Below are 13,415 nucleotides of genomic sequence, written 5' to 3' on the forward strand. Positions count from 1 at the left end.
ACGTGTGAAAAGTGTATTCCAGCACTAGGGCCTGTTGACCTTTGTTGTACATTGTTACAGCGGTCTTTGTGCCATCTAGACAAGGCGGATGTTTGACGGTTTAGTGGTTCTAAGTCGAAAACATTCAACGCAGTATAGATGGCACAAAGGCGCTGCCCGAAGGGGTCGTTATGGAAGCCTTTTACTCTTTGTCACAGCCCTTTAACTTAGCCCACTAGGCTTGCAGGACTGTTTCGCGATTAAAAGGCTTCCATTTAGACCAAAATTCGTACATCAAAGGTCAACAGGCCCTGATAATTCGCACACATTTCAGGTTTAGTTTTATTAGTATAAAAGCGCAAGTGAGCCAAGCTCGCTTGCACTTCTAATACTTTGAGATATACGGAGAAATTTTACAACCTCTGAAAGTCAATTCTACGAAAGTTTAAATACAGAGTGAATTAAACGCTTTTAAGAATTAGCTGTAAAAGCAAAGATAAGCGGTAGGCGTAGACACTTTTACGTCAAAAGAAGCATCGGCGGGTACATTAAAGCTGGTGCCTGTAGCAAATGATTGCCATTCGTCACTTCCCGGAAGCTTCACAACTAGCTCACCTTCAACCACTTTCATTAGCTCTTTTTGTGATGTAGAAAATGTATATTCACCCGGCGACATCACGCCCGAGGTGCAGGGGCCGTTTGCAGATTCAAACCCAATCGAGCTCACTTTATTGTCGAAATAATGGTTTACTTTAAAGCTCATAGTTACTCCTTTGATGTGAGTGCTGACTTTCTTTGCTTTAACTGTTTTTAAAGCAAAGTGCTGCAGCCTTGATACTTCTTTAGCGTTTTTGCCAAATAAGCATATGGTTATTGGCGGGCATGTCGATTATTTCTTGCAAGCTTAACTCGCCTGCCCAAGCAGTAAGCTCATTGATATCGCGGTAGCCACCATAACCACGCGCTAAAAGCGAAGTATGGAAGGCTTGGTTACTTTCAGAAGTAAACTTACCACTATGTGTAAAAGGGCCATACTGACAGAATACGCCCCCTTTGGGTAAGTGCAACGCTACTGATTCCATTAGTAGCTTCGCCTCTTCTTTTTGCATGATATGCGCGGTGTTTGCCGTAAAAATCCCGTCTATGTCGAGGTTGGGAAAGTCATCTTGCCCAACGGTAAATGCTATGGGAGGTTTCACATTCCGCGTATTTGAATCACTCAGCCACGCGGCAATACCTTCGTGATAGTGTGGTTGATCGCTTGTGTGCCAAATAAGATGGGGCAAATGCTCAGCCAAAAATACGGCGTGCTGACCTGTTCCACTCCCTATCTCTAATACCTGTCGGCAATTGGCAAATTTACGTTCAAGCACGCTCAAAATGGCGCGCTTGTTGTTCTCACAAGCCTGACTAAAAGGCTTTTCGATTTGCATACACGTTACCTGCCTAATCAGCATTAATCACTTAAGTTTGGACCTAACCACTTTTCAGCTTCTTCCAAGGTCCAGCCTTTACGTGTGGCGTAATCCTCTACTTGGTCGGCTTGAATTTTGGCGACAGCAAAGTATTTGGCATCAGGGTGAGCAAAATACCACCCCGATACTGACGCCCCCGGCCACATGGCGTAACTTTCTGTAAGCTTCATACCTGTATGCTGCTCTGCTGACAATAAATCCCAAATAAGCTGCTTTTCAGTATGCTCGGGACACGCGGCGTAGCCTGGTGCCGGTCGAATGCCTTGGTATTTTTCGCGAATAAGTTCTTCGTTACTTAGTGATTCTTCAGCGGCGTAACCCCAGTAATGCTTACGCACTTGCTCGTGCAGATATTCCGCAAACGCTTCGGCAAGCCTGTCTGCCACCGCTTTAACCATAATGCCGTTGTAGTCATCGCCAGTCTGAATATAGCTATCAGCAAGCTCGTCTTCACCTATACCACCGGTGACGGCAAAAGCGCCCACATAATCATTTATGCCACTCGACTTTTCAGCTACAAAGTCTGCTAAACAATAATTAGCGAATTTGTCTTTTAGGGTTTGCTGACGCAAGTGATGGGCAACACCTTGAATCTGGTTTCTCGACTCATCTGTATAAATTTCAACATCGTCATTAACGCGGTTGGCAGGAAACAAGCCGATAACGCCTTTCGCCTGAAGGCTGTTCTCTTCGATAATTTTATCCAGCATGGCGTTGGCGTCGTTAAACAATGACTGTGCCTGCTCTCCCACCACCTCATCTTCAAGTATACGTGGGTACTTGCCTGCCAAAGACCAGGTTAAGAAAAATGGCGTCCAATCAATGTAGTTGCGCAGCGTAGCCAAATCGGCGGTTACCGGTGTTACACCCAGGCTCGCAGGTTTTACTGGTAAAGTCGTAAAATCTGGCTTAAAAGCGTTTTCTCTGGCTTGAGCTAATGTCACCGGCTTGCTGCGCGGCTTTTTGCGGGCGTGCTGTTCACGTACCGTATCGTATTCTTTTGCCAATTCCTGCGCGTAAATATCGCGGGACGTTTTGTTTAGAAGGCGCTGACATACGCCTACTGCTCTACTAGCATTTGGAACATAGGCTACAGGCGCATGGTAGTTTTGTTCAATTTTTACCGCAGTGTGCGCTTTAGACGTAGTCGCCCCACCAATAAGCAGCGGGATATCAAAGCCCTGACGCTCCATTTCTTTGGCAACGTGAACCATTTCATCTAGTGAAGGTGTAATAAGGCCCGACAGGCCTATCATATCAACGTTTTCATCTTTAGCGGTTTGTAAGATTGTCGCCGCTGGCACCATTACGCCAAGATCAATCACTTCAAAGTTATTACACTGAAGTACCACGCCAACAATATTTTTACCGATATCGTGAACATCGCCCTTTACCGTGGCTAATAGGATTTTGCCGTTACTTTTAGCGTCGTCTGACTTTTCTTCTTCAATGTATGGCTGTAAATGGGCTACCGCTTTTTTCATAACGCGAGCCGACTTTACCACCTGAGGAAGGAACATCTTACCTTCACCGAATAAATCCCCTACCACGTTCATGCCATCCATTAATGGCCCTTCAATAACGTGTAGTGGGCGCTCAGCTTGTTGACGCGCTTCTTCGGTGTCATCAATGATGTAGTCGGTTATCCCTTTAACTAGGGCGTGCTCTAAGCGCTTATTAACCTCTTGTTCGCGCCAGGATAAATCTTCTTTTGCGGCAGCCTTTCCATCGCCTTGATAGTTCGGTGCAATATCGAGTAAGCGTTCAGTGGCATCACTTCTGCGGTTTAAAATCACGTCTTCAACCGCATCTCGAAGTTCAGCCGGTATTTCGTCATATACCTCTAGCTGACCTGCATTCACAATGGCCATATCCATACCCGCGCGAATAGCGTGATATAGGAATACCGAGTGCATAGCTTCACGTACCGGGTTGTTACCTCTGAACGAGAATGAAATATTAGAAAGACCGCCTGAAATATGAGAGTACGGGCAGGTTTTACGTATCTCACGGGTAGCTTCAATAAAATCAACCGCGTAGTTATCGTGCTCCTCAATACCCGTCGCTACTGCAAAAATATTGGGGTCAAAAATAATATCTTCAGGTGGAAAGCCGACTTCTTCTGTCAGCAGCTTGTAGCTGCGCTGACAAATTTCTACTTTTCGAGCCTGCGTGTCAGCCTGACCGGTTTCGTCAAACGCCATCACTACGGTTGCTGCACCATAACGCTTTATTAGCTTGGCTTGGTTTAAGAAGAGCGCTTCCCCTTCTTTTAAGCTGATAGAGTTAACAATCGCTTTGCCCTGTACACACTTAAGTCCTGCTTCGATAACATCCCATTTAGACGAATCGATCATAATAGGTACGCGGCTAATATCAGGCTCAGAGGCGATTAGATTCAAAAAGGTGATCATGGCCTGCTTAGAATCAAGCATGGCCTCATCCATATTGATATCGATGATCTGCGCGCCGTTCTCTACTTGTTGCCTTGCGACATCAAGTGCAGTTTCAAAATCACCTTCAAGAATAAGTCGTTTAAAGCGAGCGGAGCCTGTTACGTTGGTACGCTCACCGATATTAATAAATGTAGAAAATTCTGCGCTCATAATGCCCTCCTAGTGTACAAACGGCTCTAGGCCTGACAAACGCATTTTGGGTTCAAACTGTGGCACTTTTCTTGGCGCAATTCCATTGACCGCGTTAGCAATATCGCGAATGTGTTCTGGCGTACTGCCGCAGCAGCCACCTACGATATTCACTAGCCCTGACTGCGCCCATTCTTTGATGTGCTCGGCCATTTCAGGGCCTTCCATGTCGTATTCACCAAACTCGTTGGGTAAACCAGCGTTAGGGTGCGCTGAAATTAAGCACTCACTAACAGTAGCCACTTCATCCACGTATTGGCGCAGTAAGTCTGGCCCAAGAGCACAGTTTAAGCCGAATGAGAATGGACTGATGTGTCGCATGGAATAATAAAACGCTTCCGCGGTTTGACCAGACAGCGTGCGCCCTGAGGCATCGGTAATCGTGCCAGACACCATAACGGGCAGCGATATACCCAGCTTTTCAAAAACCGACTCTACCGCATAGGCTGCCGCTTTCGCATTAAGTGTATCGAAGATGGTTTCGAGCATGATTAAATCTGCACCGCCTTCAATGAGCGCTTCGGTAGACTCGCTATACGCTTCCACGAGTTCGTCAAAAGTAACATTGCGTTTGCCTGGGTCGTTAACGTCAGGCGAAATTGAAGCAGTGCGGTTTGTTGGTCCAAGTACGCCCGCCACGAAACGGGGTTTGTCGGGTGTCTTTGCTGTGAACTCATCGGCAGCTTTACGCGCCAATTTAGCTGCAGCTAAATTAATATCACGGGATTGAGCCTGCATATCGTAATCGGCCATAGCGATAGTCGTAGCATTAAACGTATTCGTTTCAATAATGTCCGCGCCAGCTTCAAAGTAATCACAGTGAATTTGATAGATGATATCGGGCTGAGTAAGAACCAACAAATCGTTGTTACCCTTAACATCGCAGTGCCAGTTGGCAAACTGTGTTCCGCGATAATCTTCTTCTTCTAACTTATGGCGCTGGATCATGGTGCCCATGGCGCCGTCTAATATAAGGATGCGCTTTTTAGCGGCTTCTGTAAGCGTTGTCTGCGCGCTAGAATTTGGTCTTTGGCTCACGTGCTACCTCTTTGGCTGTGACTTTTCAGCAAGCTGACTTAAATCGTAAGGCGTGGTCTGATAGACATAATAATTCAGCCAGTTTGTAAACAATAGGCTGCCGTGTGAGCGCCACTGTACAATAGGAGACTTGGCTGGATCATCCCCTTCAAAATAGTTTTTTGGAATTACTGGCGTTTGTCCCGCGGCGATATCTCGAAAATACTCGTCTTTAAGTGTATCTGGATCGTATTCTGGGTGACCCGTTACAAATACCATGCGCTTATCTTCTGACGCCACAATATAAGCGCCTACATCGTCAGACTCTGCAACAACACTAAGTCCATCGACGCTGTTATACAACGAGGTGTTAATATGCCCATAACGGGAATGTGGTGCGTAAAAAGAAGGATCAAAGCCTCTTAATAGCTCATTGTTCGGGTCATTCACTTTATGTTTAAAGACACCTGAAAACTTTTCGTCTCTAAGCTCTCGTGTAATGCCGTAAAAGTGATACATGGCGGCGTGAGCAGCCCAACATAAGTAAAGGGTTGAGTTTACGTGACGCTGCGCCCACTCCAATATGGTGGTCATGGTTTCCCAGTACTTTACTTCCTCATAATCGATAAGCGCGAGAGGCGCACCGGTGACAATGAGGCCATCGTATTTCTTATTCGCTACCGCTGAAAAGTCGTGATAGAAAGCATCCATGTGCGATTGGGGGGTATTCTTCGGCGCTTGATTATCAATTCGAATTAAATCCACGTTTATTTGCAGTGGCGTGTTCGATAACAGGCGAAGTAACTGTACCTCTGTTTCTATCTTGTTCGGCATTAAATTAAGAATACCGACTTCAAGAGGACGAATATCCTGATTGGCAGCCCTGTCCATGTCCATGGTAAAAATATTTTCACCTAGTAGTACATTCTGCGCGGGTAACTGCTCAGGAATACGAATTGGCATAGAGGGCTCCAGTGATAAATTACAATATCTGTATTGTGTCTATAACTGGCGATATGTCAACATCTTTACGTCTAGACGTCTAAACGTTTTTTTCTCTGGTGCTCAAAAATACTAATTATTTTGTTTATGCACCATTACCAACATCTCAGCTTCGGCACGAGGAATGTCGCAGGCTTCAATAATTTCATCAATGCTAGCGCCTTGCTTGACTAAGTCCGCCGCACGCTGATATAGGCGTAGGGAAGGATCTTGAAGCTTGAGTTCTCGAAGCTGGTTTTCAATATCAGTTTGCTTTTCGTCTAACTCTTGAAGGTGTCGAGTGATCACCAAGGTGCGTGCTTGCGCCTCAGTTTGTTGATTATTTGCATTTTTAGCAAGGGCTTCAGTGCGGGCAATAGCCTCTGCGTTAGCATGTTCGCTTTCGCTTAATGCAGAACGCAACTGCTTAATGTGTGAATACAGCACACCCATCGCGGCAATGAGTATAACTACAAGAATACACAGTATGAGTTCTAATAAGGTAGGTGCAGCAAGCTGCCAATCCATGGACATAACCCTTGGGGAAATGTAGGCAGTATTATAAACAATACCGCCTATTCATTTATTTAGATGTTGCTAAGCTCATCCCACTCTTCGTCGCTTAACAATTTATTAAGATCTACAAGAATAAGCAGTTCGCCGTCGCGGTTACTTACACCTTGGATAAACTTAGCACTCTCTTCAGTACCTACGTTAGGGGCACTGTCAATCTCTGAAGATTTCAAGTAAACCACCTCAGCGACACTATCCACCAGAATACCAACCACCTGCTCGTCAGACTCAATAATAACGATACGGGTATTGTCAGTAATTTCTGTTGGCGGTAATCCGAAACGAGCACGTGTATCGATAACCGTTACTACGTTACCACGCAGATTGATAATACCAAGTACATAGTCAGGTGCACCGGGTACAGGGGCTATTTCGGTATAACGCAAGACCTCTTGAACTTGCATCACGTTGATACCGTAAGTTTCTTCACCTAAGCGATACGTTACCCATTGAAGGACTTCGTCGTTGCTGTCGGTGGCGTTATTATTTATTCTTTCGTCGCTCATGAACCTGGCTCCCAATACTATGGCGTCTGGTCGTTACTGCCTAAGCCTTTGTTAAGCATAGATATTAATTCTTCAACGTCAATTAACGCGCACATTTTTTCTTTAACCATCCCTGCTAACCAGGGACGCTTACCTGTGGACTCGCGCCATTTAACATCATCGGTAGTCAAATTGACCGTATTGACTAGCTTTTCACTAGCCAGACCCCACGCACTTTCCCCTAACATTATAAGATATCGGTAGTTAAGCGATTGTGCGAGGTTTTCGTCATATTTTTCTGGCATTACCCATTTTGCAGAGTCAACAACACTTAGTTTAGACTCTCTGTGCAACATTACACCCATAAACCAATCAGGTTTTCCAAATAAAGGGCCAATCTTCTCAATTTGGTGGATCCCACCTAGCGACGTCAAAGGCACCGCAAGTGTTAACCCTGCAACCTCAAAGAATAGCGCCTGAAAGCGAAAACCGAGAGTATCCTTTAGTGGAACTTTTGTTTTTTCAGCGCGGTTTAACGCAGTTTCTTGTTCATTTTCTACTAAAGTTTCTGCGTGAGACTGTTGCTGTTCATCTTCAATTGTCTCTGCTTTTTGCGTTTCAATTAACGATGTAACCTTTTCCGCTATCGCTTCTTGTTCATTCGATTGCGGCTCACTTTCATTGGCGGTAGAAGCAAGCGCCGTTTCAGCCATCTGCTGAGAAGCCTGCTCGAGCAATTTTGCCGTGCGCGCAGTCACATCTTCCGGTGCTTCTGGCTCTTTGAGGAGGCTATCAAGGTATGCCTCCATCACTTCTTCACGGGCAAAAGGCGATTGCTTGCTCATGTTCTCGTTATTTCTCCAATACCGCTAATAGTTTCTCGTACGCAGACACACCACGTGTTTTGGGGTACGCTGCGGAAATGGGAAGCTGTACTAAACTTGCATCCCTGAAGTGCGTGTCGACGGGAATAACCCCTTCCCACACGCGCTCACCATAGTCATTCATTAAGCGCTTTCGCGATGCAAGCGCCGCGTTAGTGCGCTTATCAAACATAGTTGGAATAATCACAGTATCAAAGGATTTGTCCAACGAACGTCCCATAATTTCCATGGTACGAATCATTCTGTCTAGCCCTTTAAGCGCCAGATACTCCGTTTGGGTAGGCACAATAACCTTGTCACACGCTGCAAGAGCGTTAACCATCAGCACCCCAAGCACTGGAGGGCAATCGATGATAGCAACATCGAATTCCCCTGCGATTTTTGCCAACGCTTTTTTTAGGACTAAGCCCATACCTTGTTCGCTACCCATCGTTCTATCTAAGGTCGCGAGCGCCATTGTTGCAGGAAGCACATATAAGTTGTCTAACTTTGTCGGGCAAAGACAATCCATAACATTATCGGCCGTAATGTCATTAGACTTAATAAAAATATCGTAAACTGAATGACTTGACGCTTCTGCATCGATACCGAAGTAATAACTCAGCGATGCATGTGGATCAGTATCAATCATGAGCACTCGCTTGCCTTGCTGTGCAAGCAAGCCGCCAAGGCTCACCGTAGTGGTAGTCTTTCCTACACCACCTTTCTGATTCGCTACTGTCCACACTTTCATATTTGCTGTTCCATTACTGTTCAAACTGCTATCGCATTTCGGTTTGAACGCAACTGCTCATATCATCAATGTTTATATTTTTACTGGATATATTGGCAACGGCTACAGCTTGAGGCATACCATACACAACACAGGAATCTTGGTCTTGAGCCCAAATCGTTGCGCCTTTTTCCTTGAGCATTCGGCATCCTTCTCTGCCGTCAGCCCCCATACCCGTTAATATAATTCCTAATACATCCCCACCATAAGCTTTAGCCAGAGAACTGAAAGTGAGATCAACACTGGGCTTATAATTCACCTTGTCACTCGCACTTGCATCAACAATGGCAATGCGTTTATTCGCACCTATGGTTTCTAGCAACATTTGCTTCCCACCGGGAGCAAGATACGCATGACCTGGTTTTAGAATGTCGCCGTGCTCGGCTTCTTTTACTCTAATCTTACAGTTTGTGTCTAAACGCTGTGCAAATGCCGTAGTAAATGTTCCTGGCATGTGTTGTACAAGCAAAATGGGGTATGGAAACTCTGCAGGTAAAGGAGACAGCACTTTTTGAAGCGCCACAGGCCCGCCTGTAGAAGCCCCAATTGCCAAACACTTGTAGTGCTTTCCCGTCGCTCTTACAGACGAAACGGTTGGTTGTTTGGCTGCGTCTTTATGCCCTGATAGCAACCCTGATGTTTTAAAAAACGCCTGCTTTGGCGCATTATCAGGAAGCTTTCTTGCCTCTGTAGAGCGAAACGACGGACGCTTAAGACCAATACCACGACGCGCTATTAAGCGTACTTTTGTACACAACAAGCGCGATGCGTCTTTTCTGTCCTGCGCGATATCTTCAAATTTCTTCGGTAAGAAATCGAGCGCGCCCGCTTCTAACGCATCTAATGTCGCTTGCGCACCATGATGCGTAAGCGAAGAAAACATAAGAATAGGTGTAGGCCGTTTGTCCATTATGGCCTTTACAGCTGAAATGCCGTCCATGACAGGCATTTCAACATCCATCGTTATCACATCCGGCTTAAGCGCTTCTGCTTTTTCAAGTGCATCGCGCCCATTTCTCGCTTCCCCAACAACTTCAAGTTCCCTATCGCCATCGAGTATTTCTTTTACTCGACGACGATAAAAAGTCGAGTCGTCCACGACAAGGACTTTAAAGACCATGGATTATTATTCCTGTTAATTCATCGCCTTACTTGATGGGTTTACGCGCATACCGTTTAAGCAGGCTCGGAATATCTAAAATTAGTGCAATTCCACCGTCTGATGTAATCGTGGCTCCCGCCATACCAGGCGTGCCTTGCAATAATGCATCAAGAGGTTTAATAACCACTTCTTCTTGGCCTATTAGCGCGTCTACTACGAATCCTACTTGTTGTGTACCAATTTGCACTACAACAACGTGTCCCTTTTCTCTATCGATGTTTTTGGGACCTCGAATCAACCATTCACCAAGGAAGAACAACGGAATTGCTTTTGAACGAACTATCATTGTTAGCTGGCCATCGACCGTGTTGGTCTTTTTGATGTCCATATTTATTATTTCGTTCACCGCACCTAATGGTAACGCAAAGGTTTGTTTTCCTACAACAATCATTAGCGTCGGAAGAATGGCTAGCGTTAGCGGAACTTTGATATCCAGTCGCGTGCCTTTTCCCAGCTGTGAATCAATGTTCACGGTGCCGTTAAGTTGGTTAATTTTGGTCTTAACCACGTCCATGCCCACACCGCGGCCAGAAATATCACTAATTTCTGTTTTGGTTGAGAACCCTGGCGCGAATATCAAGTTAAACGCTTCAACATCCGACATCCGTGCAGCTGCGTCTGCGTCTAGTACACCGCGACTAATAGCAATTTCTTTAAGCTTTTCAGGATCCATTCCTTTACCATCATCTTCGATGGTTAGAAGAATATGATCGCCTTCTTGAGATGCCGATAGCTGAACCGTACCCATGCGCGGTTTACCCGCTGCAGCACGATCATCAGGCATTTCAATACCATGGTCGACGGAGTTTCTCACCAAATGCACAAGTGGATCGGCCAGTGCTTCAACCAGGTTTTTGTCTAAATCAGTTTCCTCACCCACAAGCTCAAGGGTTATTTCTTTTTTCAAGCTTCTAGCGAGGTCTCGAACAACGCGAGGGAAACGACCAAACACCTTCTTGATAGGTTGCATGCGGGTTTTCATTACCGCACCTTGCAAGTCGCCCGTTACCACATCTAAGTTGGCAATGGCTTTGGACATGCTTTCGTCGTTACTGTTGATACCCAAGCTTATTAGCCTGTTCCTCACTAGTACGAGTTCACCCACCATGTTCATAATTTGGTCAAGGCGCTTGGTATCTACACGTACTGTAGTCTCAGCAGGAGGCGCAGCTGGTGCCGCCTTCTTCTCATCTTTTTTAGGCGCTGCTTTTGGTGCAGCAGGCGCGCTTGCTTTAGCTGGCGCTGCGGCGCTAGGAGCAGGCGTCGCTTTTGGCGCAGCTGGCGCTGCTTGTTTCGCTTTTTGAACCGCTTCTGTTGCTGCCTTATCTACAGGAGGCTCTGGCGCCTTTGAAACGGCTCCCTGCTTGGTAGGCCCTTGCCCTGAGCCATGCAGTTGGTCAAGCAGTGCTTCAAATTCGTCATCGGTGATTTCTTCATCACCAGCTGCACTCGGCGTAACTGGTGCTGGAGCTGGTGTATTTGCCTTTGGCGCAGCTTCTTCACCACCAAACTTGCCTTTGCCATGTAAATCATCGAGCAGCGCTTCAAATTCTTCGTCGGTGATATCGTCGTTATCACTAGCGGCAGCAGGTGCAGCAGCCTTTGCAGGTTCGCTTTTAGCCGCTGAGGACTGTCCTGGTGCCCCAGAGCCATGAAGCTCATCAAGCAGCGCTTCAAACTCATCTTCAGTGATTTCGTCAATACCGCCGCTATCACCAGAACTTGGGGCCTGTGCAGTAGGCTCTTCAACAACTAATTCTGGCTCTTCAATCGCGGGTTCAGGTTCTGACGCCGGCGCGCTTTGTTCACCAAAAATATTCTCATCTGGAGATTCCGGGCGACTTAGTTTGTGTAACAAGTCTACTAGGTGTGCATCTGCTGGCTCTAATGGATCCCGAGCTTTCACTCGTTCAAACATTTCAACCACCACATCTGTGGCTTGCAGAATAATATCCATCAGTTCAGGGGTTAGTGTTCGTTGACCGTTACGCATTACGTCAAAGACGTTTTCCGCACCGTGACAAATTTCTACTAACTCGGTAAGAGACAGGAACCCTGCTCCCCCTTTAACTGTGTGATAACCACGGAAAATTGCATTCAGCAAATCCGCATCTTCAGGATTGTTCTCAAGATCAACGAGCTGTTCTTGTAATTGTTCAAGTATCTCTCCAGCCTCAACTAGAAAGTCCTGTAATATATCCTCGTCAACATCAAACGACATGCGCCCGCTCCCCTAAAAACCTAAGCTAGACAGAAGATCATCTACATCATCTTGGCCTGACACGACGTCGTCGCGCTTATCGGCATCAATGATAGGGCCTTCTGCCTCTACACCATCAACCTTATCGGCCTTAACGCTGGATGGTTTAGTTTGTTCTGCACCGTCGCGTTCACCAAACATGGTAAGCATGTTAACTAAGCTGTCTTCCACTTCTTTAACCAAGTCGATAACGCGGCGAATAACCTGACCAGTTAAGTCTTGATAACCTTGAGCCATCAATACTTCTGTAAGTAACTGTGTAAGTTTAGCTGACTGTGCCGAACCTTCTTCCAACAATTCGTCTAAGTCTGCGCATAAAGCCTTGAATTCACCCAACTCTATTTGGCGATTCATCAGCTTCTTCCACTCAGGCATAACCTTTTCGATGCGCGCCGACAGCATTTCAGCTATAGGCATGCTCGCTTCAACGGCATCCATAGTAGTATTAGCAGCTTTTTCAGTTTCTTCAATTACGTAGGTTAGGCGGGATTGTGCATCGGGAATATCATCGGTCGCGAGATTTTTAATGCGGTCGTCTATTTGGAAATTATTCAGCGCGTCATGAAGCTGACGCGTCAGTTTCCCTACTTCGGCAAATAACTCAACGTTTTCTTTCATTGAGGCCGCTTCTAATAGGGCATTGGCTGAAGCGTTGTCACCCTCTTCGAGGTAGGTGACGAGCTGTTTTGCTTCTTCCAACGAAATTGGAACGTTTACATTCGTTGACATCCAGTAAACCTCATTTCTCTGGTGAGCGTCTGGATCAACCTAAACGTTCGAATATTTTATCTAATTTTTCTTTAAGTGTTGCTGCAGTGAACGGCTTAACAACGTAGCCGTTAACACCTGCTTGCGCGGCGGCAACAATTTGCTCTTTCTTCGCTTCAGCAGTAACCATAAGTACTGGTAGGTGCTTGAGCTTGTCATCGGCTCTAATCGCGCGAAGCAAGTCAATACCCTGCATTCCAGGCATGTTCCAATCGGTAACTACGAAATCGAAATCACCTTGCTGCAACATAGGCAATGCAGTACTTCCGTCATCCGCTTCCTGGATGTTGGAAAAACCCAAATCTTTAAGTAGGTTTTTGATGATACGTCTCATGGTAGAAAAATCATCGACCACGAGAATTTTCATGCTTTTGTCCAAAATAGCCTCCAGTGAGGGGTTAATTGTTATTAATT

General features: G+C 46.0%; 13 protein-coding genes. All 13 read right to left on the reverse strand.

Annotation, left to right across the window (positions count from 1 at the left end; all coding sequences use genetic code 11):
* Positions 1-457 precede the first annotated feature (457 nt).
* Positions 458-742, reverse strand: a complete 285-nt coding sequence (gene ppnP / locus AC0J2X_RS02945) for a pyrimidine/purine nucleoside phosphorylase (RefSeq protein WP_014948660.1) — start codon at positions 740-742, stop codon at positions 458-460.
* A 79-nt stretch (positions 743-821) separates the two neighbouring features.
* Positions 822-1,412, reverse strand: coding sequence for a DUF938 domain-containing protein (locus AC0J2X_RS02950; protein ID WP_049588026.1), 591 nt, complete (start codon positions 1,410-1,412; stop codon positions 822-824).
* A 23-nt stretch (positions 1,413-1,435) separates the two neighbouring features.
* On the reverse strand, positions 1,436-4,060 hold the full coding sequence (gene metH / locus AC0J2X_RS02955; protein WP_342340312.1) for a methionine synthase: 2,625 nt from the start codon (positions 4,058-4,060) through the stop codon (positions 1,436-1,438).
* 9 nt (positions 4,061-4,069) lie between these two features.
* Positions 4,070-5,137 carry a homocysteine S-methyltransferase family protein gene (locus AC0J2X_RS02960; RefSeq protein ID WP_239244414.1) on the reverse strand — a complete coding sequence of 356 codons (1,068 nt, stop codon included), beginning with the start codon at positions 5,135-5,137 and terminating at the stop codon, positions 4,070-4,072.
* Positions 5,138-5,140: 3 nt separating this feature from the next.
* On the reverse strand, positions 5,141-6,079 hold the full coding sequence (metA, locus tag AC0J2X_RS02965) for a homoserine O-acetyltransferase MetA (protein WP_039224879.1): 939 nt from the start codon (positions 6,077-6,079) through the stop codon (positions 5,141-5,143).
* 111 nt (positions 6,080-6,190) lie between these two features.
* Complete coding sequence (locus AC0J2X_RS02970) at positions 6,191-6,625, reverse strand: DUF2802 domain-containing protein (protein WP_014948655.1); 435 nt, start codon at positions 6,623-6,625, stop codon at positions 6,191-6,193.
* 59 nt (positions 6,626-6,684) lie between these two features.
* The gene (locus tag AC0J2X_RS02975; RefSeq protein WP_014948654.1) at positions 6,685-7,176 is read right to left on the reverse strand and encodes a chemotaxis protein CheW; all 492 of its coding nucleotides are present in this window, start codon (positions 7,174-7,176) and stop codon (positions 6,685-6,687) included.
* 17 nt (positions 7,177-7,193) lie between these two features.
* Positions 7,194-8,000 (reverse strand): chemotaxis protein CheW, encoded by an 807-nt coding sequence (locus AC0J2X_RS02980; protein WP_239244412.1) that lies wholly within the window; start codon positions 7,998-8,000, stop codon positions 7,194-7,196.
* Between the two features lie 7 nt (positions 8,001-8,007).
* Complete coding sequence (locus tag AC0J2X_RS02985) at positions 8,008-8,772, reverse strand: ParA family protein (RefSeq protein WP_014948652.1); 765 nt, start codon at positions 8,770-8,772, stop codon at positions 8,008-8,010.
* Positions 8,773-8,800: 28 nt separating this feature from the next.
* Positions 8,801-9,931, reverse strand: a complete 1,131-nt coding sequence (locus AC0J2X_RS02990; RefSeq protein ID WP_014948651.1) for a protein-glutamate methylesterase/protein-glutamine glutaminase — start codon at positions 9,929-9,931, stop codon at positions 8,801-8,803.
* 28 nt (positions 9,932-9,959) lie between these two features.
* Positions 9,960-12,194, reverse strand: a complete 2,235-nt coding sequence (locus tag AC0J2X_RS02995; RefSeq protein WP_039224875.1) for a chemotaxis protein CheA — start codon at positions 12,192-12,194, stop codon at positions 9,960-9,962.
* A gap of 12 nt (positions 12,195-12,206) precedes the next feature.
* Positions 12,207-12,962, reverse strand: coding sequence for a protein phosphatase CheZ (locus AC0J2X_RS03000; RefSeq protein ID WP_014948650.1), 756 nt, complete (start codon positions 12,960-12,962; stop codon positions 12,207-12,209).
* 34 nt (positions 12,963-12,996) lie between these two features.
* The gene (gene cheY / locus AC0J2X_RS03005; RefSeq protein ID WP_012517682.1) at positions 12,997-13,380 is read right to left on the reverse strand and encodes a chemotaxis response regulator CheY; all 384 of its coding nucleotides are present in this window, start codon (positions 13,378-13,380) and stop codon (positions 12,997-12,999) included.
* Between the last annotated feature and the right edge of the window lie 35 nt (positions 13,381-13,415).

The sequence above is a fragment of the Alteromonas sp. R7 genome (assembly GCF_055755235.1).

Coding starts and splice junctions, on each gene's coding strand:
- ppnP (WP_014948660.1), bottom strand. CDS start 742: ATGAGCTTTAAAGTAAACCATTATTTCGACAATAAAGTGAGCTCGATT.
- AC0J2X_RS02950 (WP_049588026.1), bottom strand. CDS start 1,412: ATGCAAATCGAAAAGCCTTTTAGTCAGGCTTGTGAGAACAACAAGCGC.
- metH (WP_342340312.1), bottom strand. CDS start 4,060: ATGAGCGCAGAATTTTCTACATTTATTAATATCGGTGAGCGTACCAAC.
- metA (WP_039224879.1), bottom strand. CDS start 6,079: ATGCCAATTCGTATTCCTGAGCAGTTACCCGCGCAGAATGTACTACTA.
- AC0J2X_RS02970 (WP_014948655.1), bottom strand. CDS start 6,625: ATGGATTGGCAGCTTGCTGCACCTACCTTATTAGAACTCATACTGTGT.
- AC0J2X_RS02975 (WP_014948654.1), bottom strand. CDS start 7,176: ATGAGCGACGAAAGAATAAATAATAACGCCACCGACAGCAACGACGAA.
- AC0J2X_RS02980 (WP_239244412.1), bottom strand. CDS start 8,000: ATGAGCAAGCAATCGCCTTTTGCCCGTGAAGAAGTGATGGAGGCATAC.
- AC0J2X_RS02985 (WP_014948652.1), bottom strand. CDS start 8,772: ATGAAAGTGTGGACAGTAGCGAATCAGAAAGGTGGTGTAGGAAAGACT.
- AC0J2X_RS02990 (WP_014948651.1), bottom strand. CDS start 9,931: ATGGTCTTTAAAGTCCTTGTCGTGGACGACTCGACTTTTTATCGTCGT.
- AC0J2X_RS02995 (WP_039224875.1), bottom strand. CDS start 12,194: ATGTCGTTTGATGTTGACGAGGATATATTACAGGACTTTCTAGTTGAG.
- AC0J2X_RS03000 (WP_014948650.1), bottom strand. CDS start 12,962: ATGTCAACGAATGTAAACGTTCCAATTTCGTTGGAAGAAGCAAAACAG.